This is a genomic window from Streptomyces antibioticus (assembly GCF_002019855.1).
Taxonomy (GTDB): domain Bacteria; phylum Actinomycetota; class Actinomycetes; order Streptomycetales; family Streptomycetaceae; genus Streptomyces; species Streptomyces antibioticus_B.
Genome location: NZ_CM007717.1, coordinates 2,664,308 through 2,684,938, shown reverse-complemented (window position 1 = coordinate 2,684,938; position 20,631 = coordinate 2,664,308). Strand labels below are relative to the sequence as shown.

Sequence of the window (20,631 nt, the reverse complement as noted above, 5' to 3'; positions counted from 1 at the left end):
GCTAGGAGCCGCGCTTGACGTGCTGGAGCACGTTCATGCCCGCCGTGAGAACAGCCATGAACGTGGCACCACTGGACGTCAGAACTGCGAAGGGGCTCGCCTGAAGCGCCATGGTCACGACGGCAGTACCGAGGGAAACCAATCCGGACGCAAGCGTGACGATGGTGATGTCACGCGCCGGGTGGTGACAGGTCTGCTGGGCCGAGTTGGTCGACACCGTTCCTCCTGGAGAAACTCGCTCGCTGGAAACGGGCATGCCCGACCGAGGTCAGTCATGCCTCCAGCGCTGCGTGCACAGGCACTATGGAGCCCGCAACCAGCTGGTCGCTGATTGGTCCGCATGCAGCGAGAACGTCAAGGAGGTTCCTCCAGAAGCTCAGGGGTACACAACAGTATCCCCCAACTCGCTTACACAGCAAAGCCGTTCCCGGCTATCTGTCGCAGTTTCGGCGATCCCGTTCCAGCGCCCTCACGCATCCCCTACGACACGAACGCTCGCAACAGTTTCGCGAACGTCGTCAGCTCGTCGGTCATCTCCTGCGGAAGCGGCTTCTCGTCGAAGTGGGCGATCCGGTTGCGGATGTCCTTCACTCGTTTCAGACGGCCGATGAACTGTTCCCTGGGCATGTTGGGCCACTTCAGAGCTTCCCAGTTTGCGTTGGCGCGTTCGGCCATCGCTGTTTTGGTCTGGTTACCGTCCAGGAGTCTCAGATAGTCGCCGAACATGAGGTCGGAGACCTGGCCGGTGCGGTCCTCAGCCCTCTTGTTCGTCTGCACGGCCTTGATGGTCTCCCGGTCCAGTGCCGCGCCCAGGCAGCGCCGCAGCAGGGACTCGATCTCCCCGACGATGAAGAAGGGCCGTGCGGCGCCCTCGAAGCGTTCCGTGACGTCCGCGGCAGTGACGAGGCCGGAGAGACAGCCGTCGTCGCCGCGGACCAGGAGGTAGCCGTGTTCGCGGATGACCGGCAGGGCGGAGAAGAACTCCTGGCGGGTGTCCGCAACCGGCAGGGAGTCCTTCTCCATCGCGTTGTCCAGAGTCGGCTGCTTGCCGGCCTCGTACATCTTGGCTACGGACCCCCAGGTGACCACTCCATGGATCTGCGCCATGCCGGTGGTCACCGGGACCTGCGAGACGCCCTTCGTACGCATCAGAAACGTGGTCTGCGCGAGGGGAGTACCGGGACCGACGGACACCAGACCACGCCGCGCTGACGGAATGTCCCCGAGCAGCAGCCGCTGCGGAAGGGCGGCCGACGGCAGTGCCTCTTCCGTCTCGTCCTCCTCCGCGTCGGCGGGGGCGGCCTGTGCGGGGATGGACGCCAGCGGTACCACGTCGACATTGCTGCGCTGGCCGCAGACGGCGAAGTCCGGCAGTGTCGTCAGCCCGGCATCCGTGAGTGCCTGCGAGATGCGGTGCACCGTCCGGTGATCGCGGACCCTGACCTGGAACAGATCGAGGATGTCCTGCACGGGCACGGTTCTGCCCTTGAGCGCGGCGAGGTCCTGCCCAGTGGGTGCGGTCGTCATCGTGCGTCGCCCTCCGTGAGGTCACGGAGCATGGTCCGCTTGCCCATAGCAGCATGCACGAGGTCCTGCAACTGCCTGGAGCGGTCGTTGTAGAACCGTTCGTAGTCGTTGCCGCGGAGCGCTTCCGGATCCAAGAGGTGAGTGGCGAGTACGTCGTCGAACCACTCGGGACGCATGTCGGAGGCGGCAACCATCGTGGTCAGGTACGACGCCGGAGCCCCGGTCATGTCCATCGCCGCCCGGTAGGACAAGGGGGTCTTGTTCACGATGGAGTTCGTGGGCAGGCCGTTGCTGCTGCCTCGCCGGAACCAGGTCTTGGGGAAGATCTGCCGGACGTCTACGCCGTACTCGTCCAACCTGCCAGGGCTGAGTGGGGAGTCCGTGTGGTGCCAGTCCACCGCCCCCTGCTTGATCAGCAGGGCATAAATGCCCTTGTAGGCAGCGCTGTTGCGAGTGGTGAGACTGTCGAGGCGGTCGGTGAAGAAGAACGCGTCCGTGACAGTGTCGGGCGCCCGTTCGTCCTGCGCGATCCAGGGAACGAACTGCTCGACGTCCCGGGTGAAGCGGGTTTCGGTGGAGCCGCCGTACATCTCACCGAGAACTCCGCACCAGTACCACTGCTCGGTCTTCTCCTCCGCCTCCAGGCTGTCCAACGCCGTGTCGAGAATGGCGCGGACGGCTGCGAGCGGGACGAGTTGCGTCTTGTACGGCAGGTCGTTCGGGCGGACGATGCATTGCCGTTCCAGGAAGTCGCCCACCCAGGCGAAGGCGTCGGCGAGTTTCGGCGCCAGGCGGACGAAATCGGCCAACGGGAGGTCGAGCAGATCCCGACGCTTGCACGACACCGTTGCCCCGGTGCCTGCCTGCTTCCGTTCCCAGGTGCGCACCAGGGCGATGGCCTGCAGGAAGTCGATGCTGCTCAGGCCGTTCTCGATGCCGCTGTCCAAACGGCCGAAGACCGGGAACTTGCCGGCCAGTCCCTGCTTGATCTCCCGCCACACTTGCGGGAGTTGGTAGTAGTCCCCGGTGCGTTCCACGTACTCGCGGTCCCCGGCGTAGGTCGCGGTGAGCAGTTCGAAGACGTTCAGGGGCACCCCGCCCGTGTTGACACGCTCGAAGACCGCGCAGACGGCGTCCATGGAGGTGGCGGCCGCCAGCCGGATCATCGGGACCTGGAAGGCGCGAACCTGTTGGAGGACCGACTCGTCGAACTGGCCCCACAGGTCCCAGTTCCGGTCCTCGTCCGTCTTGACGTACGCCATCATCCACTGGTTTACACGCTGGGCGTCGAACACGAGGTGCAGAGGGAAGAGACCAGCCGCGCACTCGTTCTCCGTGGTGCTCAGGTCCAGCACCACCGTGCGGTTGAAGTCGGTGCGAAGGACTTTGTCCGCCGGGACGGACAGGATGGCCTCATCGCGGTCCGCGGACGGGCCGACGGCTTTCGCGATGTCGACGTAGTACCACCGTTCGATGGGCTTGCCGCGGGCATCTGCCGTTTCCACGGGTGCGTCCAACCACAGGGCCTGGAACAAGGAGGTCAGGCGCTGCTGTCCGTCCAGCAGCAGGAGGTCCGCGGACGGGTCCCCGTCAGGACGTGCCCCGGTGAGCGTCCGGGAACGGAACCGGGTGGCGCCGCCTGTCTGCAGTGTCATCACCACACCGAGCGGATAGTCCAGCGTGACCGTCGCGATGATCGCGCGGATACGGTCGTCGTCCCATTTCCAGTTTCGCTGGAAGTCAGGCAACTGTAGGGAGCCGGACGACACATCCGCGAGTACGTCCTTCAGCTTCACATTGTCGAGTGCCGCCACGTTTGTCCTACTCTCCACCTCGCTGTTTGTACGGAGAGTGATTCCAGCAGTGCCTCCGGGTGACCGTCAACCGATTCAACGAACTACGAGGGCTCGCCCGTACGAGCGCGCCTGTCGAATGGAAGACTGGTCCTTGTGAGCACCACCGGTTCCCAGCGCCCCGCACAGGTGAGCGCCGCCCGCCGGCGTACGGTCATTGACGCGCTGCGTCGCGGTGCCGTGCCCGACAGCGGGCTTGACCTGCTGGCCACCGGACTCGACCGCTTTGAGGCGGCCCTGGACGCGGAGCTGGACGCCGTGGCGTCCGGCGGTTCCGTGTTCAAGGCCGTGCGAGGCGAATACGGGTCCGGCAAGACGTTCTTCACCCGCTGGCTGGGGGAGCGGGTGAAGCGCCGCAACTTCGCCGTTGCCGAGATTCAGGTCTCGGAGAACGAGACCCCGCTGCACCGGCTGGAGACGGTCTACCGACGGCTCACCGAGCGGCTCACCACCTCCAGCTTCCCACCCAGTGCGCTACGGCCCGTGGTCGACGCCTGGTTCTACGCTTTGGAGGAAGACGCCCTCGCTGCCGGCGCGACCGAGGATGAGCTTCCGGGCAAGGTAGAGAAGTTGCTCGTCGCACGGCTCGCCGAGGTCTCTCGTCACGCTCCGTCCTTCGCCACCGCGCTACGCGGCTATCGGGCGGCCCTCAAGGAGGGTGACGAGGCGACCGCCGCTGCCGTTCTGGCGTGGCTCGGAGGCCAGCCGCACGTTGCGGCCTCCGCTCGCCGGGCCGCCGGGGTACGCGGCGACCTTGACCACTTCGGTGCCCTTGGCTTCTTGCAGGGGCTCCTCACCGTGCTGCGCGACTCGGGGCACACCGGACTGTTTGTCGTCCTCGACGAGGTGGAGACACTGCAGCGGGTCAGGTCGGACGCCCGTGACAAGGCACTCAACGCGTTGCGGCAGCTCATCGACGAGGTGCACTCCGGCCGTTTCCCCGGTCTCTACCTGGTCATCACAGGCACGCCGGCCTTCTACGACGGTCAACAGGGCGTGCAGCGTCTCGCTCCGCTTGCTCAGCGGCTGGCCACCGATTTCACCACCGACCCGCGCTTTGACAACCCTCGCGCCGTGCAGATCAGGCTCCCTGGCTTCGATCAGAAGTCGCTGGTCGGACTCGGCATCACCATCCGTGACCTGTATGCCGATGGCGCAGAGGCGCCCGGGCGGGTGCGGGACGTCGTCGACGACGCGTATGTCGCGGACCTCGCGCTGGCTGTCGGCGGGGCGCTGGGTGGGAAGGTCGGGGTCGCTCCTCGGCTGTTCCTGAAAAAGCTCGTCGGGGACGTGCTCGACCGTGTGGACCAGTTCGACGACTTCGACCCTCGGCAGCACTATCGACTCACTGTTGCCAGCAGCGAACTCACTGATGTCGAGCGGAATTTGGCCGCTGCTGCCTCCGGGGGAGCTGTGTCCGCCGACGACATCGACCTGGAGTTCTGATGGCGAACGCGGGATCTCCGGCAGGGCAGGACCAACCGGGTGGCGAGAGCACCGACGCACTCGATCGGCTCGACCCTGTCGTCCTGCACCACATCGTCAACACTCTCGGCTGGCCTGATCTGCGTCCTCTCCAACGCGCCGCGATTGCCCCACTCATGGACGGACAGGACGCCGTCCTGCTGGCTCCGACGGCTGGCGGCAAGACCGAGGCGGCTTGCTTCCCCCTGTTGTCGGCGATGACTGAGCAGAAGTGGGTCGGCACATCCGTGCTGTACCTGTGCCCGCTCAAGGCGCTGCTCAACAACCTCGTCGGCCGCGTCGACTCCTACGCCCAGTGGCTGGGGCGGAGCGCAGCGCTCTGGCACGGTGACACCAAGGAATCGCAACGGCAGCGCATCCGGACCGAAGCGCCGGACATCCTGCTGACCACGCCCGAGTCGCTCGAAGCGATGCTGATCGGTGTCAAGACCGACCACGCCCGCCTGTTGGGAAGCGTGCGGGCCGTCGTCGTCGACGAAGTGCACGCGTTCGCCGGGGATGACCGGGGATGGCACCTGCTGGCTGTGCTGGAACGGTTGGAGCGGGTCACCGGTCGGCCCATACAGCGCGTCGGACTCTCGGCGACCGTCGGCAACCCTGCCGAGTTGCTGCACTGGCTGCAGGGCGCGGGCGTCGGCAGTCGCACAGGGCAGGTCATTGCTCCGGGAGTTGGAGTACACCTGCCTGCTCCCCACGGAGACAGAGCGAGTCCTGAGCCGTCCCACATGCCTGCGGGTGAAGTGGAACTCGACTACGTCGGCTCCCTCGACAACGCGGCCAAACTCATTGCGGCGCTGCACAGGGGAGAGAAGCGGCTCGTCTTCTGCGATTCGCGCCGCCAGGTCGAGGAGTTGGGCGCGGCGCTTCGGGCGCGCGAGGTCACTGTCTTCCTGTCCCACGCCTCGCTCTCGGTCGATGAACGCACCCGCTCCGAGCGGGCGTTCGCCGAAGCGCGCGACTGTGTCATCGTCTCCACGTCAACCCTCGAGCTCGGCATTGACGTCGGTGACCTGGACCGCGTCATTCAGATCGACTCACCGGCCACCGTCGCCTCGTTCCTTCAACGCATCGGACGCACCGGGCGGCGGCACGGCACGGTACGAAACTGCCTGTTCCTGACCACCCGCAAGGACGCCCTGCTCCAGGCGGCAGGGTTGCTGCTGCTGTGGTCGCGCAGCTGGGTGGAACCAGTCGTCCCCCCACCCGAGCCTCGTCACCTGGTGGCCCAGCAACTACTCGCCGTCACCCTGCAACAACACAAGCTCGGTGACCAGTTGTGGGACCGGCAATGGAACGGACTCGCCCCCTTCGACAAGTCGGCTGCACCCATCCTGCGCTTCCTCACGGAGGAGGGCTTCCTGGAGTGCGACGGCGGGATGCTGTTCGTCGGCCCTGAGGCGGAACGCCGCTTCGGCAAAAGGCACTTCATCGAACTCACCGCCTCCTTCACTGCACCTCCGCAGTTCACCGTCCTGTCCGGACGTATGGAGATCGGCCGTACCGATCCGAGCGTGCTCACAGAGGAACGCCCAGGTCCCAGGAGGCTGCTTCTCGGCGGACGCAGTTGGCAGGTCACATACATCGACTGGCTGCGCAAACGCGTCTTTGTCGAGCCGGCCGACGGTGGTGGCATCGCCAAGTGGATGAACGGCGGCGTCGCCGGTCTTTCGCACACCCTGACGCGTGCCATGCGCGAGGTGCTGCTGGGCGCGGCCCCGCCGGTCTCCCTCACGCGGCGTGCGGAGGCGTGTCTGGCCGAACAGCGCGAAACCGACGCACCCGGCACTGTCCACCCGGGTGGCACACTGATCACGCGCGTCGGCTCCGACGTCCGTTGGTGGACCTGGGCCGGTTACCGCGCCAACGCCACGCTGGCGGCGACCCTCCAGTCGGTCACCGACCCCCTGCAGCGGCCCACCGACAGCTGGCTGCGCCTGCGCGAGAACCTCACCCCGGCCGACTGGCGGGCGGCCCGTGCGAGCGTCGGCGCGAACCTCGTCCTGCCTGATGTCGATCGCCGGGCCGTACGCGGCCTGAAGTTCTCCGCCGCGCTCCCAGAACGCCTCGCAGTGGCCACAGTGGCGTCGCGCTTGGCCGACTTCGAGGGCGCCCGCTCGGTACTCGGCGAGCCGACGCGCTTTCAGTACGACGGCTCCTGAGTGGGTCGGGACTTGGCCACGCATCTGGGGTGGAGGCGTGCTAGGCCTGCTCCAGCCCAATCTTGGGCAGCTAGGAACACCTCAGGCTGAGCCGTCCAGATTCGAGGCTCTCGCGCGTGATGCCCTGGAGCGGCTCTGTCGGTTGACGTGCGGCGTTCCCCGACTGCGAACCTCCTGCGGCCGTGCATATTGTGCGGTTGGTCAGAGCTCGGAGGGCTGGTCCTCGCCGGTAAGACAGGAGGCCCGCGCAAGCCTGCCGCGTGAATGGTGTCAGCGCCTACTGCCACCATGCTCCCATGGACATAAAACACACCTACTTGCGGTTGGTCTTCAACCTCTGGTTTCTCATCACGCCGCCCACGCTGATTGGCTACTACTTTCCCTGGGTGAGCGGCACACGGATACCGGGCAGGCGCTTCGGGCAGGTGCCTCTGTTGAAAGGATTCGGACGACGCACCGCTGAAAAACGCCTCGATGCAATCACTGACTCGTTCAACTCTCGGTTGGACGCCCACTCGGATCTGGAGGTATGGGCTAGGAAATTCTTGGTGGACCAGGTGCAAGCGCACGCCACCTGGGCGCGTCTCAGTCGGCTCTTCTTGGCTGCACCCGGCATGCTTGCCACCGTTGCGCTGGCCCTCGTCGTCAGCCCCTTGACCTGGCGTACCTCGTCGCTCTGGGCGATCTGCGTATACCTCACGTTTGTCTATGTGTCGGCCACGCTGACCTGCATTGACATCTGGGCCGTCCGCAATGCCGATTCAGCAGGTGCGGTCTCCGTTGCCGCGGTGGGTGTCGCGGAATCCTTTACCACGCGTGCCGGAAAGGGGCCTGCCAAATTGACTCCTGTTGTCTGGCAGAGCGAGTTGATCGAGCAGCTCTGTACGGCCCTAGTACGCCGCGCATACAGGCAATCGGCCAAGGCTGTCCCGGGTAGCCGGATCACCATGATGCAGGAGACCGCAACTGTCGTACGTGCCCTGCGTTACCGTGCTGCCCTGGTCCATGGCCATGCTGAAGGCGAAGAACGGCAAGCTCACGAGCGTGAACTGTTCCTGCTCATCAGCAACATCGTCAAGTACAGCAGTCGTCCGCGAGCGCAGATCATCGACTTCCGCGTGATCGACACCGATAGACTCGGCCATGTGCCGGACGCTGTTCCCGACGTGACGGACATCCCCTCCTCGAAAGCTCTTGTGCTCGTTCCGCTCCTTTTCGTGTGTGTGCTTGTCGCCGTGTCTGTCGCACTCGGTATGACTGGGGCTGCAGGTGAGATCACCCAACCGATCGTTATCGGGCTGGCCTTGGCCGGCATACCTCTCATACGCCCGTTCGGGGTGACTGTGCTCGACGCCTTCATGCAACCCTCGGCATCGGCTTCCCGGCAGGCAGATCCATTGCCGATGCCCGAACCTGCCCAGTGAGCTGTATCGGGGACACATGGTTGGGGATGCAGTGGCCGGATGGGCGCCATTACGCAAGCGCGCTCGAAATCCGTCGACATGAGCAGGCCACTATCGGGGTGGTCGACAGCCGGGCTGTGCTCACAGCCCGGCACGAGCTTCCCGCGGACGACAACCCTCAAGTTCGGCAACAGACTTGGGTGATCTAGGCCTCGCGGAGGTTGTCTCCGTTGGTGACCGCACCGTTTCGGCTCCGCCCAGCGAGCGTTCCGCCACCCTCGCCAAATGCTCCGCGAACACCCGCTCCGGTTCCGGCGTCAGGGTGCGGAGAGCCACCAGCGCCGTGATCGCCGTGTCGCAGAGTTCGGACTGGACGTCGTCCCAGGTGTGGGTCGTGCCCTTGCGGGGGTTCTGGCCGGTGGCGCCGATGATCGCCTGGGCGACCTCGCCGACCTCCTCCGACAGTTTCAGCACGCGCAGCAGCAGGCCCTCGCGGCCGGAGACCGGCTGGTCGGACTCCAGCCAGGTCCACAGGGCGTCGATCGTGAGCCAGAGGTGGGTGTCAGGGGTGGCGGTCATGGGGCGCAGCCTGCCATGACCGACTGACACCTCCCCTTGTCGCCTACGTCCCGCCCACCCTCAGTCGAACAACGCCTCCTGCTCCCCCTCCTCCCGCTTCCGGAGCCTCCTGTTCCGCATGCCCACCACCGTCGCCGTGACCGCCGCCGTCACGCCGAGGGCGGTCGGGACCATCCAGTTCTGGTTGACCGTGTGGCCGAGGGCGTGGTCGAGGGAGAGGCGGCCCGGGCCCGTGATGGCGAGGCCGGCGGCGGTCAGGCCCAGGGTGGCGGCGTACTCGTAGCCGCCGCCCTGGTTGAAGAAGCCGTTCGGGGCGTGGACCGCGGAGGCGCCCGCCATCGCGCCGGCCGCCGCCGCGCCCGCCGCCGGGGTCGCCAGGCCCAGCGCCAGCAGGACGCCGCCGCCCGCCTCCGCGAGGCCCGCCGCGGTGGCGCTGGCCTTGCCGGGGGCGTAGCCGACGGACTCCATGAACTGGCCGGTCCCCTCCAGACCGTGTCCGCCGAACCAGCCGAACAGCTTCTGTGCGCCGTGCGCGGCCAGGACACCCCCGGCGCCCAGCCGGAGCAGCAGCAGGCCCAGATCACGTCGGTCGTAACAGGTCACGGTGACTCCCTGGCAGAGGTACGGACCCCCCACGTGTCCCCACCGTCCCACTCCCCACACCGGACCAGCCCCTTCTGGGCGCCGTTCGGGTGGCGGGCGCCGGGGCGCGGTGTGACGCTGGCCCGTATGACGATCCAGACCGGAAAACTCACCGACCCGGCCGTCCGGGCCTTCGTCAGTGCCGTCAACGCCCATGACGAGAGCGGCTTCAAGGAGCTGCTGACGCCGGACGCGACCATGTCGGACGACGGTTCCGACCGTGACCTCGACCAGTGGATCGACCGGGAGATCTTCGCCTCCCGGGGCCACATGGACGTCGTCAAGGAGTCCAACGCCGGCCGCGACCTGGTCGTGGACTACCGCAACGACACCTGGGGCGAGATGCGGACCCGGTGGCACTTCGACATCACGGACGACGGGCACATCTCCCGGTTCGAGACCGGGCAGGCGTAGCCACCGTCAGTGGTGCCGGGCGGCGCCGTACTCCGCGTACGGCTGCCGCCCCTGCTCGGTCAGGGTGATCCGGCCCGCCTCGATGGTGGCCAGCCGCGGCGCCCGCCGGGCGATCGACGAGTCGTGCGTGACCATGACGAACGTCAGCCGGTACTCGTGCCACAGGCCCTCCAGCAGGGCCATGATGTCGTCCCGGGTGCCCTCGTCGAGGTTGCCGGTGGGCTCGTCGGCGAGGAGCACCTTCGGCTTCTTCACCAGCGCGCGGGCGATCGCGACGCGCTGCTGCTGGCCGCCGGAGAGTTCGGCGGGGGCGTGGCCCAGGCGCTCGCCCAGGCCCACCGAGCGCAGCGCCTCCGCCGCCCGCTCGCGCCGTTCCGTCGGCTTCACGCCGAGCGGGACGAGGGCGGTCTCGACGTTCTCCTGCGCGGTGAGCGTCGGGATGAGGTTGAACGACTGGAAGATGATGCCGATCTTCTCGGCGCGCAGCCGGGTCAGCCTCGCCTCGCCGATCCGGGCCAGATCGACGCCGTCCAGCTCGACGCTGCCCTCGGTGGGGCGGTCCAGGCCGCCGATCATCTGGAGCAGGGTCGACTTGCCGCCGCCGGTGGGGCCCTGGATGACGAGCTGGTCACCGTCCTCGATGGTCAGGTCGACGCCGCGCAGCGCCTCGACGGTCTCCTTGCCGCGCGTGTAGCGCTTGGTGACGCCGGTCAGTCTGTACATAGGGGACTCCGTGGAGAGGTGAGGTAAAAAGACGCGGGGCAGGCGAGGTGTTACGACACGCTGCGCAGCGCGTCCGCCGGGCGCATCCGGGACGCCCGCCAGCCGCCCATCGCACCGGCGATCAGCCCGCCGGCCACCGCGAGGCCGACCGCGAGGGCGATGGTGGTGACGGAGACCGGCGCGGAGAGGGCGATCTCCATGGCGCCGGACGTCGACCGGCCGCCGCCGCCCGGACCGCCGCCCCCGCCGGGACCGCCGCCCATGCCGCCCCCGCCACCGCCGCCGGTGTTGCCGAGCTGGGCCGTGAGGGTGGGGCTGATCGCGGTCACCGTGTAGGCGGCCGCCAGGCCGAGGGCGATGCCGAGGGCGCCGCCGAGCAGGCCGTTGACCATGGACTCGCCGACGACCTGCCGGGTCACCCGGCGGCTCGGCCAGCCCAGCGCCTTCAGCGTGCCGAACTCGCGCACCCGGCGGGACACCGCGGAGGAGGTGAGCAGCGCGGCCACCAGGAACGCGGCGGCGAGCACGGCGACCGACAGCCACTTGCCAACGCTGGTGGCGAGGTTGGAGGCGGTGGACAGGGAGCCGGAGACGGTCTCGGCGAGGTCGGCGGAGGTCGTCACCGTCGTACCGGAGATGTTGTTCTGGATGGTCGCCTTGACGGTGTCGATCTGCTGGGAGTCGGTCGCCTTGACGTAGATCGTGGTGACCTTGTTCTTGGCGTCGGCGAGGGTCTGCGCCTGCTTCAGCGGCAGGTAGACGTCGGTGGTGGACTCGCTGCTGTCGGGCGTCGCGATGCCGATGACCTTGTACTTGGTGCCGGAGATCTTCAGGGTCGAGCCGACCTTGTACTCGTTCTCCTTGGCGTACGACGTGGAGACGACCGCGACCTTCGCGTTGGTTTGCGCGGAGGTGAAGGTCTCACCGGAGGTGATCTTCGAGCCGGCCAGCGGGCCGAGGTCCTGGTCGGTGACGTCGACGCCGGCGACGGAGTACGAGTTCACGTCGAAGGAGGCGCCGCCGCCCTGCACCTGCGGGGGTGCGGAGGAGCCGCCTCCGCCGGGGCCGCCGCCCTGGCCGCTGTCGCCGTTGCCGCTTCCGCTGCCGCTTCCGCTGGTGGAGCTTTCCGCGCGGCCCTGGGTGAAGGAGCCGTCGACCTTGGTGACGTTGAGGGTGAGGGCGCCGACCGCGTTCGCCACGCCCTTCTGCGCGCCGACCTGTGTCACCAGCGAGGACTTGAGGGTCTGGCCGCCCTGGGTCATCACCCGGTCCGAACTCTGCTCGGTGTCGTCGTCCTCCGCGGAGGCGTCGAACTCGAACCTCGGGCCGCCGGAGCTGTCGCCCGTGGGGGCCGTGCGGGCCTTGGTCACGGTCATGTCGGTGCCGAGGCCGTACAGCGACTGGAGGACCTTGTCCTGCGCCTGTGTCATGCCGGCCGACACCGAGTTGACGGTGATGACCAGGGCGATACCGAGCGCCAGACCCAGTGCGATGACCAGGGCCGCCTTCTTGCGCCGGCCCAGCTCGCGCTTGAGATAGATGCCAAACATCCCGTTCCTCGAAGGTTCTTGGCGCCCGCTGTGGGCGCGGCCCAAAACTAGGGATGAACCTTTGAACGGGACTGGGTAAGGGATGTGCGCGAACTGAGAATGTGAACGCCGGTGCGCGGATGCGCCGGTGTGGTGTGCGGCAGCCGTCCCACGGTCCCGGTGCGTACCCCGCGGTTCCTTGCGGTCCCGGCGAGGTCCACCCCCACCCGGTGCCGTGGGACGGCTGCCCCTCCCCCCTCGGTGTGGTCCGGTGGCCCGGTGGTCCGTTCAGCGGGGCTGAGCGGGCGCTTCCACTCCAAGTGTGAAGTTCTTGTGGAGAGAGTTGAGCATAAGTCCGCTACCGGCTGCAATGGTGCGGATGGGAAAATTCCGGTTGTGCAGGTTGAGCAGTTGACGACCTGTGGGCGCGGGACGGGTCCGGCTAGCCCCGGCCGACGTACGGCATCCCCGTCGCCAGCACCGTCGCGAACTGCACGTTCGCCTCCAACGGCAGCTCCGCCATGTGCCGTACCGTGCGCGCCACATCGGCGACGTCCATCACCGGTTCCGGGGCGATCTCGCCGTTGGCCTGGAGCGCGCCGGTCCGCATCCCGGCCGTCATCCCGGTGGCCGCGTTGCCGATGTCGATCTGCCCGACCGCGATGCCGTACGGCCGCCCGTCCAGGGAGAGGGCCTTGGTGAGGCCGGTCAGGGCGTGCTTGGTCGCGGTGTACGGCGCCGAGTGCGGGCGGGGCGTGTGGGCGGAGACGGAGCCGTTGTTGATGATGCGTCCGCCGCGCGGGTCCTGCTCCTTCATCTGCCGGAACGCCGCCTGCGCGCACAGGAACGCGCCGTTGAGGTTGGTGTCCACCACGTGCCGCCAGGCGTCGTAGGGGAGTTCCTCGAAGGGCACGCCGCCGGGTCCGAACGTCCCGGCGTTGTTGAACAGCAGGTCCAGCCGCCCGAACCGGTCGCGTACGGCGGTGAAGAGCGCGGTGACGTCGTCGGGCCGTGAGACGTCCGTCCGTACGACGAGACACGCGTCCTCGGGCGCGGTCGCGGCCGTCTCCTCCAGGGGCCCGGTGCGCCGGCCCGCGAGCGCCACCGACCAGCCCGTGCGCAGCAGTTCGGCGGCCACGGCGCGGCCGATGCCGGAACCCGCGCCGGTGACGACCGCGACCTTCGTTGTCCTCAAGGCATCCATGGGCCGCAGCGTAGAACCGACGCCGGTCTTCACATGGTGTCCGGCGGTGGCCAGGCGTCGCCCCAGTCCGCGTCCCGGGCGGCCCGGTACAGCAGGCCGTGCTTCTTCGTCACCGTCGTCCGCTCCAGCCGTTCGCCGGCCTCGCACAGGTCGAGCAGGACCTGCCCCTTGCGGATCTGCGGCCGCCGCACGACGCGGGACGCGGCGGGGGAGACGGGGAAGCGGGCGGCGGCGACGTAGGAGAACTTCTCGTCCTCGTACGGCAGGGAGCCGCCCTTGACCTGCCGGTGCAGGGACGAACGGCTGACCCGCGCCGAGAAGTGGCACCAGTCCGTGCCGGGCACGATCGGGCAGGCCGCGCTGTGCGGACAGGGCGCGGCGATTCGGAAGCCGGCCGCGATCAGCCGGTCGCGGGCCTCGATGATCCGGGCGTAGCCGTCCGGGGTACCGGGCTCCACGATCACCACGGCCCGGGCTGCGGCCGCCGCCGTGTCGACGAGGGCGGCGCGGTCGGGGGCGGCGAGTTCGTTGAGCACGTAGGAGACGGTGACGAGGTCGGTGCTCTCCAGGGCCAGGGCCGAGCCGATCCGGGCCCGCTGCCAGCGGACGTCCGCCAGGGCCGGGTTCGCGGCGGCGATCTCACGGCCCAGGGCCAGCGCGGGTTCCGCCCAGTCCAGGACCGTCACGGGGCGCGTCCCCGGCCAGGTCGCGCCGGCCGCCCAGGTCGCCGCGCCGGTCCCGCCGCCCACGTCCACATGGCTGCCCGGCGTCCACTCCGGCACCGCGTCCGCGAACGCCTCCAGCGCCGCCCGCACCGCCTCGAAGGTCGCCGGCATCCGGTACGCGGCGTACGCGGCCACGTCGGCGCGGTCGCGCAGGATCGGGGCGTCGGTCGGCGTCGCCCCCCGGTAGTTGGCGATGAGCCGCTCGACAGCCTGCGCGGCCTGCCGCGACGGCAGCCCGTCGAGCAACTCCGCCAGGGCGGCACGGAGGATCTCGGCGGCGGATACGGAGACGTTCACCTGGCGATTTTACGAGGCCCGCACCCCGGCTCGACGCCGACGGCGGCACCGCCCTCCGACGCACCCCTCACCGCACCCCCATGGCCACCCGAGTCCCCGCCAACGCCCGCGGGGCGCTGTCCGGGGCCCTGCGGACCGGGTGGACCGTGTTGGCCAGGAGGATCAGGAAGGTGTCCGTGGCCGGGTCGAGGACCAGGGATGTTCCCGTGAAGCCCGTGTGGCCTGCCGCGCCCTCGCCCGCCAGCTCGCCCATGAACCACGGCTGGTCCACCGCGAAGCCCAGGCCCGGGGCCGTCAGGAGGAGTTCCACGAAGTCGGGGCCGAGGATGCGGGCGGGGCCGTAGGAGCCGCCGGCGAGCAGGGTGCGGCAGAACACCGCGAGGTCGCGGCCGGTGGAGAACAGGCCCGCGTGCCCGGCGACGCCGCCCAGTGCCCAGGCGTTCTCGTCGTGCACCTCGCCCCGCAGCATCCCCCGGTCCGCCTTGGCCCACGGCCGCCGCTGGTCCTCGGTGGCCGCCGCGCCGGGGCAGGGGCCGAAGTCGGTGGCCGTCATGCCGAGCGGCCGGGTGATGCCGTCGTGCACCAGGACGTCCAGGGTGCGGCCCGTGAGGCGTTCCAGGAGCTGCTGGAGCAGGAGCATGTTCAGGTCCGAGTACCGGTAGGTGCCCGGGGCGGACTCCGGTGCCTCCGCGCGCAGCGCGTCCAGGCGTTCCGTGTCGTCCGCGTACGTGTAGAGGGGCAGCTCGGGGCGGAGTCCGGAGGTGTGGGTCAGGAGCTGCCGTACGGTGATGCCGGCGGCGGCCGCGGCCCGGAAGTCCGGCAGATACGCGCCGATCCGCGCGTCGATGCCGAGCGTGCCGCGCTCGATCTGCTGCACCGCCGCGACCGACGTGAACAGCTTGGTGAGGGAGGCCAGGTCGAACGGGGTGTCGACGGTCATCGGCACCCACTCCTCCTTCGGCAGCTCCACACCGGCGTCGGCCTCCGGGTCGTAGGCCGAATACCGCACGGCCCAGCCCACCGCCTCGCGCACGGCGATCACCGGGCCGCGCCCGGCCACCACCACGGCGCCCGGCGCCCAGGGCCGGTCGCCGGTCGTCAGGTCCGTCACGTCGCGCACCAGGAGGCGCATTTCCTCGGGGTCGAGCCCGGCCCGTTCCGGGGTGTCGACCCGTAGTTTCGGTGCGCTCAGTTCCCTGCTCCTTCCGCCCCCGACGCTGTCCAGGGACGGCACATAACCACGAAGAAGGCCAGCGCCACCAGTGCGGCCACCAGTTGGACCACGGCCATCGGCACGGCGGTGTGCTCCCCGGCGATCCCGACGAGCGGCGAGGCGATCGCGCCGACGAGGAACGACGACGTCCCGAGGAGCGCGGACGCGGACCCGGCCGAGTGCCGCACCCGCATCAGGGCGAGCGTCTGCGCGTTGGGCAGCGTCACGCCCATCGCGGACATCAGCACGAACAGCGCGACCGCCACCGGCGCCAGCCCCACCTCGCCGAACACCCCCGCCGACATCAGCAGCAGTGCCGCCGCGGCCAGCGTCACCACGGTCAGGCCCGCCGCCAGCACCCGGTCCAGGCGGACCCGGCCCACCAGCACCTTGCCGTTGATCTGCCCGACCACGACCAGCCCGACCGAGTTCGCGGCGAACAGCAGGCCGAACGTCTGCGGGGAGGCGCCGTAGATCTCCTGCACCACGAACGGCGAGGCCGAGATGTACGCGAAGAGCGCCGCGAAGGAGAAGCCGCCGGTCAGCATGTACCCGGTGAACCGGGCGTCGGACAGCAGGCGGCGCATCGCGCGCAGCGTCTCGCCGAACCCGCCCGCGTGCCGCTCCCCGGCGTCCAGGGTCTCCGGCAGCCGCGCCCACACCAGGGCGGCCAGCGCCAGCCCCACCGCCGTGAGCACCACGAACACGCCCCGCCAGTCCGTCGCCCGAAGGATCTGCGCGCCGATCAGCGGGGCCACGACGGGCGCGACGCCGGAGATCAGCATCAGCGTGGAGAAGAAGCGGGCCATCGCCACACCGTCGTAGAGATCACGGACGACGGCCCGCGCGATCACGATGCCCGCCGCGCCCGCGAGGCCCTGCACCAGCCGGCACGCGACGAGCAGCTCGACGGTCGGGGCGAGGGCGCACAGGGCGGTCGCCAGGACGTACACCAGCAGCCCGGCGAGCAGCGGCCGTCTGCGCCCCCACCGGTCGCTCAGCGGGCCCACCACGAGCTGGCCCAGCGCCATCCCGGCCAGACAGGCGGTCAGGGTGAGCTGGACGGTCGCGGCGGGGGCGTGCAGATGGCGGGTGACCTCGGGGAGCGCCGGGAGGTACATGTCCATCGACAGCGGGGGAGTGGCGGTCAGGCCGCCGAGGATCAGGGTGACCAGCAGCCCCGTCCGGCGTACGGCACGCGCGGGCGGTGCCACGGCGGCGCGGGTCGCGTCGCTCGCACCGGCCGTACCGGCCGTACCGGTCGCCTCGGGTATCACCCCACCGCCCTCGGGCATCCGCTCGCCCCTCCCTCTCTCTCCCTCTCCGACATCAGCGGCACCTATGCTCTCAGCTCGGACAGGGTGCTGGTACGGGCGGGAGGACGGGCGGGACATGACGACGGACACGGTGCGGTGGGGGATCCTGGCGACCGGCGGGATCGCCGCCGCGTTCACGGCGGACCTGGTCGACCTGCCGGACGCGGAGGTCGTCGCGGTCGCCTCGCGCACCGAGACCTCCGCGCGGGCGTTCGCCGAGCGGTTCGGGATACCCCGCGCGTACGGCGGCTGGGAGGCGCTGGCCGAGGACCCGGACATCGATGTCGTCTACGTCGCCACCCCGCACTCCGCGCACCGGGCCGCCGCCGGGCTCTGTCTGAAGGCCGGGCGGGGCGTGCTGTGCGAGAAGCCGTTCACGCTGAACGTGCGCGAGGCCGAGGAACTCGTCGCGCTGGCCCGGCAGGAGGGCCGCTTCCTGATGGAGGCGATGTGGATGTACTGCAACCCGGTCGTCCGTCGCCTCAAGTCCCTGATCGACGACGGCGCCATCGGCGACGTCCGCACCGTCCAGGCCGACTTCGGTCTGGAGGGCCCCTTCCCGCCCTCGCACCGCCTGCGCGACCCGGCGCAGGGCGGCGGCGCCCTCCTCGACCTGGGCGTCTACCCGGTGTCCTTCGCCCATCTGCTGCTCGGCGAGCCCGACCGGATCTCCGCGCAGGCCGTGCTCTCCGCCGAGGGTGTCGACCTCCAGACCGCGCTCGCCCTGTCCTGGGACTCCGGCGCGCTGGCCGCCCTGCACTGCTCGGTGACCGGCGGCACGGGCACCACGGCCTCCGTGACCGGCTCCCGCGGCCGTATCGACATCCCGGCCGGGTTCTTCCACCCCGACCGCTTCGTCCTGCACCGCACCGGCCACGACCCCGAAGAGTTCACCGCCGACCCGGCCGACGGCCCCCGCACCACCCTGCGCCACGAGGCCCACGAGGTCATGCGAGCCCTCCGCGCCGGCGAGACGGAGTCCCGCCTCGTCCCCCTGAACGGCACCCTCGCCGTCATGCGCACCCTCGACACGGCCCGCCACCAGACCGGCGTCCACTACCCGGGCGAACCGACCTGAGGTCAGGCGGGCGCCGCGGAGCAGCCCGGCTTCACCTGAGCCTGCCTGCCGAGCCCCGCCCAACCGAGCCTGTCGGGGGCCGATCCGACCTGGGCCCCGGGGGCAGGCGAGCGGACCTGAGCTCACTCAATCCTTCCGGCCCGGCCCGACCCCGTCGCCTGCTTCTCTCCGCCGAACCGGCCCTGCGTAGCGGCTGGTTCGTCCCGCCCCGCCACAACGGCCCGCCCCGCCACAACGGCCCGCCCCGCCACAACGGCCCGCCCCGCCACAACGGCCCGCCTCGCCGCACCGGCCTGCGGCCGGGCGCCTGCCGCGTGCCCGGTCGCGCTCACCCGGGATCACCCGATCCACCCGGGTCGGCGCCCTCCCCCCGAGCCTGCGGACCGCCTTCGACCTGCCGGTCCGGCCCGAGCCTTCGTCAAGGCTTCGACCTGGCGAGCCGGGATAGCGCCGCGGCGGCTTGCCCGTCCCGCCGAAGCGGTGCGCGCGCCCCCGCCCACCAGCCTTCTCACCCGAGCGCACCTGGGCCGCCCCGAGCCCGCGGACCGCCTCCGCCTGCCGGACCAGCCCGAGCCCGCGTCGGCTGTTTCGCCCTGCTGAGCCGGACCCCGCGTCGCCGCCGGTCTGCCCGCCCTGCCGAACGGGCCTGCGGCGTGCCAGGCCCGCCGTGCTCACCCGGGGTCGCCCGACCCACGCGAGCCCCGAGTCAGCCCCCCGCGGCCGGCTTGCCCACGCCCGCCGGACCGGCCTGCGAGCCCCGCCCCCCCCAGCTCCGCCCGAGGCGCCGCCTCCGCGAGACCCCGCGACACGCCTCGCACGCCAGGCAACGCATCGCGCGCGACATCGCACCCCACCGCCCGGACAGCCACCCCACGCGAGACGCCCCGTCTCATTCGCTTGGTACCGTCCTCCTATGGTCACCAAGCCGGCCAAGGCCGCCCCCGATACCGCGCGTCGTAGTGAGAGGTCACGGCGTGCGATCTACGACGCCGCGCTCGCTCTCGTGGGGGAGGTGGGGTATCCGCGGACCACCATCGAGGGGATCGCCGCGCGGGCCGGGGTCGGGAAGCAGACCATCTACCGGTGGTGGGGGTCCAAGGCCGACGTCCTGCTGGAGGCGTTCCTCGATCTCGCCGCCGCGCCCGCGGCGGAGCCGTACGCGATCCCGGACACCGGGGACCTCGCCGCCGACATCAAGGGCGTGCTGCGGGCCACCGTCGACCAGATGACGGACCCGCGGTTCGACGCGCCCGCGCGGGCCCTGGCCGCCGAGGGCGTGGTCGACGCCGAGGCCGGACGCAGATTCACCGCCGCGCTCATGGAACCGAACATCCAGCTCTACGTCGACCGGCTGCGCGCTGCCCAGGAGGCCGGCCAGGTCCGCGCCGGCATCGATCCGCGGATCGCCCTGGAGTTCTTCATCTCCCCGCTCGCCCAGCGCTGGCTCCAGCACACCGGGCCGATCTCCTACGAGTACACCGACACCCTCGTCGACTACGCGCTGTACGGGCTGGCTCCTCGGTGACCCGACCCGACCCGGCCCGGCCTCGTCCCGCCTGAGTGTTCCGTCCCACCTGCCCCGATTGGGTGCTCCCCACCCCCGATGCGCAGGAAGGTGGGACGATGAGGCATGCTGGCCGCATGACGGCGGGACGAGGGACAAGAGGGGACCGAGGGGACAGATGAGCGCGGAGTTCGGCGGCCCGAAAGACCCGAGCGGCCCGAGCGGCCATGGCGGCCCGACCGGTCCCGGTGGTCTGCGCGGCAGACTCACCCGGTGGCTGCGCGGCGGCGACCCGGCCGGACCCACCGCCGAGGACGACCGCGTGACCCTGCTCCTCGCCGCCGCCGAGGCCGGACTGCCGCTGGCGCCCGCCGCCCACCCGGCCGCCGGCTACGGCTGCTCCTGCGACCGGGTCGGCTGTCCGACCCCCGCCCGGCACCCGGTGTCGTTCGCCTGGCAGACGCAGTCCACCACCGACCGCGCCCAGATCGAGCGCTGGGCCCGCCACCAGCCGGGGGCCAACTTCATCACCGCGACCGGCATGACCCACGACGTCCTGGACGTGCCGCTGGAGGCCGGCCGTGAGGCCCTGGAGCGGCTCCTCGCCGCCGGTGTCGAGGTCGGCCCGGTCGCCGAGAGCGACGACGGCCGCATGCTGTTCTTCACCCTCACCCGGGGCACCCCCGAGGACGAGGACGAGTGGTGGCCCTGCGAGCTGGACTGCCACCCCGAGACCATGGACGAGCATCCCGGCCTGCGCTGGCACTGCCGGGGCTCCTACGTCCTCGTCCCCCCGGCCCGGCTCCCCGGCGGCGACGGCGACCGCCAGGTGCGCTGGGTACGCGGCCCCGAGCACCCCTTCCCCGAGCCCCTGACCCTCCTGGAGTCCCTCACCGACGCCTGCGCGCGGCACGCGGCCGAGCAGGGGCACGACCAGGACCACGCCACCGGTCCCGCCTGGCCCAGCCGCCGCTGAGGGG

At 70.2% G+C, this 20,631-nt stretch carries 18 protein-coding genes; 7 read left to right on the top strand and 11 right to left on the bottom strand.

Annotated elements, in window-relative coordinates:
• Nucleotide 1 precedes the first annotated feature (1 nt).
• The 3 genes from AFM16_RS11945 to AFM16_RS11935 form a co-directional block, all read right to left on the bottom strand.
• Entirely contained in the window at nucleotides 2-217 is a 216-nt protein-coding gene (locus AFM16_RS11945) for a hypothetical protein (protein WP_078633281.1), read from the bottom strand.
• A gap of 263 nt (nucleotides 218-480) precedes the next feature.
• Nucleotides 481-1,527, bottom strand: coding sequence for a CBS domain-containing protein (locus AFM16_RS11940; protein WP_078633280.1), 1,047 nt, complete (start codon nucleotides 1,525-1,527; stop codon nucleotides 481-483).
• Complete coding sequence (locus tag AFM16_RS11935) at nucleotides 1,524-3,341, bottom strand: DUF262 domain-containing protein (RefSeq protein WP_078633279.1); 1,818 nt, start codon at nucleotides 3,339-3,341, stop codon at nucleotides 1,524-1,526. The genes AFM16_RS11940 and AFM16_RS11935 overlap by 4 nt, the downstream gene beginning before the upstream one ends.
• 135 nt (nucleotides 3,342-3,476) lie before the next feature.
• Here AFM16_RS11935 and brxD point away from each other — a divergent pair, with 135 nt between their 5' ends.
• From brxD to AFM16_RS11920, 3 genes are all read left to right on the top strand, one after another.
• Entirely contained in the window at nucleotides 3,477-4,826 is a 1,350-nt protein-coding gene (gene brxD / locus AFM16_RS11930) for a BREX system ATP-binding protein BrxD (protein ID WP_078633278.1), read from the top strand.
• Nucleotides 4,826-7,024 carry a DEAD/DEAH box helicase gene (locus AFM16_RS11925; protein WP_078633277.1) on the top strand — a complete coding sequence of 733 codons (2,199 nt, stop codon included), beginning with the start codon at nucleotides 4,826-4,828 and terminating at the stop codon, nucleotides 7,022-7,024. The genes brxD and AFM16_RS11925 overlap by 1 nt, the downstream gene beginning before the upstream one ends.
• Before the next feature lie 296 nt (nucleotides 7,025-7,320).
• On the top strand, nucleotides 7,321-8,448 hold the full coding sequence (locus tag AFM16_RS11920; RefSeq protein WP_078633276.1) for a hypothetical protein: 1,128 nt from the start codon (nucleotides 7,321-7,323) through the stop codon (nucleotides 8,446-8,448).
• A gap of 120 nt (nucleotides 8,449-8,568) precedes the next feature.
• On the opposite strand, the gene AFM16_RS11915 is transcribed toward AFM16_RS11920, so the two are convergent.
• The gene (locus tag AFM16_RS11915; RefSeq protein WP_245177674.1) at nucleotides 8,569-9,006 is read right to left on the bottom strand and encodes a MazG-like family protein; all 438 of its coding nucleotides are present in this window, start codon (nucleotides 9,004-9,006) and stop codon (nucleotides 8,569-8,571) included.
• 60 nt (nucleotides 9,007-9,066) lie between these two features.
• The gene (locus tag AFM16_RS11910) at nucleotides 9,067-9,609 is read right to left on the bottom strand and encodes a DoxX family protein (RefSeq protein ID WP_030794199.1); all 543 of its coding nucleotides are present in this window, start codon (nucleotides 9,607-9,609) and stop codon (nucleotides 9,067-9,069) included.
• 126 nt (nucleotides 9,610-9,735) lie between these two features.
• Between AFM16_RS11910 and AFM16_RS11905 the strand changes: the two genes are divergently transcribed.
• Nucleotides 9,736-10,062: a hypothetical protein gene (locus AFM16_RS11905; protein WP_030794202.1), complete on the top strand. Its 327-nt coding sequence runs from the start codon at nucleotides 9,736-9,738 to the stop codon at nucleotides 10,060-10,062.
• A 6-nt stretch (nucleotides 10,063-10,068) separates the two neighbouring features.
• On the opposite strand, the gene AFM16_RS11900 is transcribed toward AFM16_RS11905, so the two are convergent.
• The 6 genes from AFM16_RS11900 to AFM16_RS11875 all read right to left on the bottom strand — a co-directional run bounded on the left by AFM16_RS11900 (nucleotide 10,069) and on the right by AFM16_RS11875 (nucleotide 17,048).
• Nucleotides 10,069-10,785 carry an ABC transporter ATP-binding protein gene (locus AFM16_RS11900; RefSeq protein WP_078633275.1) on the bottom strand — a complete coding sequence of 239 codons (717 nt, stop codon included), beginning with the start codon at nucleotides 10,783-10,785 and terminating at the stop codon, nucleotides 10,069-10,071.
• Nucleotides 10,786-10,835: 50 nt separating this feature from the next.
• The gene (locus tag AFM16_RS11895; RefSeq protein ID WP_078633274.1) at nucleotides 10,836-12,335 is read right to left on the bottom strand and encodes an ABC transporter permease; all 1,500 of its coding nucleotides are present in this window, start codon (nucleotides 12,333-12,335) and stop codon (nucleotides 10,836-10,838) included.
• A 421-nt stretch (nucleotides 12,336-12,756) separates the two neighbouring features.
• Nucleotides 12,757-13,518: an SDR family oxidoreductase gene (locus AFM16_RS11890; RefSeq protein ID WP_078636908.1), complete on the bottom strand. Its 762-nt coding sequence runs from the start codon at nucleotides 13,516-13,518 to the stop codon at nucleotides 12,757-12,759.
• A 29-nt stretch (nucleotides 13,519-13,547) separates the two neighbouring features.
• Nucleotides 13,548-14,540, bottom strand: coding sequence for a small ribosomal subunit Rsm22 family protein (locus tag AFM16_RS11885; protein WP_078633273.1), 993 nt, complete (start codon nucleotides 14,538-14,540; stop codon nucleotides 13,548-13,550).
• Between the two features lie 67 nt (nucleotides 14,541-14,607).
• Nucleotides 14,608-15,774 (bottom strand): serine hydrolase domain-containing protein, encoded by a 1,167-nt coding sequence (locus AFM16_RS11880; protein WP_078633272.1) that lies wholly within the window; start codon nucleotides 15,772-15,774, stop codon nucleotides 14,608-14,610.
• Complete coding sequence (locus AFM16_RS11875) at nucleotides 15,729-17,048, bottom strand: multidrug effflux MFS transporter (RefSeq protein WP_078633271.1); 1,320 nt, start codon at nucleotides 17,046-17,048, stop codon at nucleotides 15,729-15,731. Before AFM16_RS11875 ends, AFM16_RS11880 begins: the two co-directional genes overlap by 46 nt.
• A gap of 97 nt (nucleotides 17,049-17,145) precedes the next feature.
• Between AFM16_RS11875 and AFM16_RS11870 the strand changes: the two genes are divergently transcribed.
• The 3 genes from AFM16_RS11870 to AFM16_RS11860 all read left to right on the top strand — a co-directional run bounded on the left by AFM16_RS11870 (nucleotide 17,146) and on the right by AFM16_RS11860 (nucleotide 20,627).
• Nucleotides 17,146-18,147 carry a Gfo/Idh/MocA family protein gene (locus tag AFM16_RS11870; protein WP_078633270.1) on the top strand — a complete coding sequence of 334 codons (1,002 nt, stop codon included), beginning with the start codon at nucleotides 17,146-17,148 and terminating at the stop codon, nucleotides 18,145-18,147.
• 913 nt (nucleotides 18,148-19,060) lie between these two features.
• The gene (locus AFM16_RS11865) at nucleotides 19,061-19,672 is read left to right on the top strand and encodes a TetR/AcrR family transcriptional regulator (RefSeq protein WP_030794224.1); all 612 of its coding nucleotides are present in this window, start codon (nucleotides 19,061-19,063) and stop codon (nucleotides 19,670-19,672) included.
• 157 nt (nucleotides 19,673-19,829) lie between these two features.
• Nucleotides 19,830-20,627, top strand: a complete 798-nt coding sequence (locus tag AFM16_RS11860) for a bifunctional DNA primase/polymerase (RefSeq protein WP_078633269.1) — start codon at nucleotides 19,830-19,832, stop codon at nucleotides 20,625-20,627.
• Nucleotides 20,628-20,631: the final 4 nt, after the last annotated feature.

Coding starts and splice junctions, on each gene's coding strand:
- AFM16_RS11925 (WP_078633277.1), top strand. CDS start 4,826: ATGGCGAACGCGGGATCTCCGGCAGGGCAGGACCAACCGGGTGGCGAG.
- AFM16_RS11895 (WP_078633274.1), bottom strand. CDS start 12,335: ATGTTTGGCATCTATCTCAAGCGCGAGCTGGGCCGGCGCAAGAAGGCG.
- AFM16_RS11920 (WP_078633276.1), top strand. CDS start 7,321: ATGGACATAAAACACACCTACTTGCGGTTGGTCTTCAACCTCTGGTTT.
- AFM16_RS11905 (WP_030794202.1), top strand. CDS start 9,736: ATGACGATCCAGACCGGAAAACTCACCGACCCGGCCGTCCGGGCCTTC.
- AFM16_RS11860 (WP_078633269.1), top strand. CDS start 19,830: ATGAGCGCGGAGTTCGGCGGCCCGAAAGACCCGAGCGGCCCGAGCGGC.
- AFM16_RS11875 (WP_078633271.1), bottom strand. CDS start 17,048: ATGCCCGAGGGCGGTGGGGTGATACCCGAGGCGACCGGTACGGCCGGT.
- AFM16_RS11940 (WP_078633280.1), bottom strand. CDS start 1,527: ATGACGACCGCACCCACTGGGCAGGACCTCGCCGCGCTCAAGGGCAGA.
- AFM16_RS11870 (WP_078633270.1), top strand. CDS start 17,146: ATGACGACGGACACGGTGCGGTGGGGGATCCTGGCGACCGGCGGGATC.
- AFM16_RS11865 (WP_030794224.1), top strand. CDS start 19,061: ATGGTCACCAAGCCGGCCAAGGCCGCCCCCGATACCGCGCGTCGTAGT.
- AFM16_RS11890 (WP_078636908.1), bottom strand. CDS start 13,518: ATGGATGCCTTGAGGACAACGAAGGTCGCGGTCGTCACCGGCGCGGGT.
- AFM16_RS11915 (WP_245177674.1), bottom strand. CDS start 9,006: ATGACCGCCACCCCTGACACCCACCTCTGGCTCACGATCGACGCCCTG.
- AFM16_RS11900 (WP_078633275.1), bottom strand. CDS start 10,785: ATGTACAGACTGACCGGCGTCACCAAGCGCTACACGCGCGGCAAGGAG.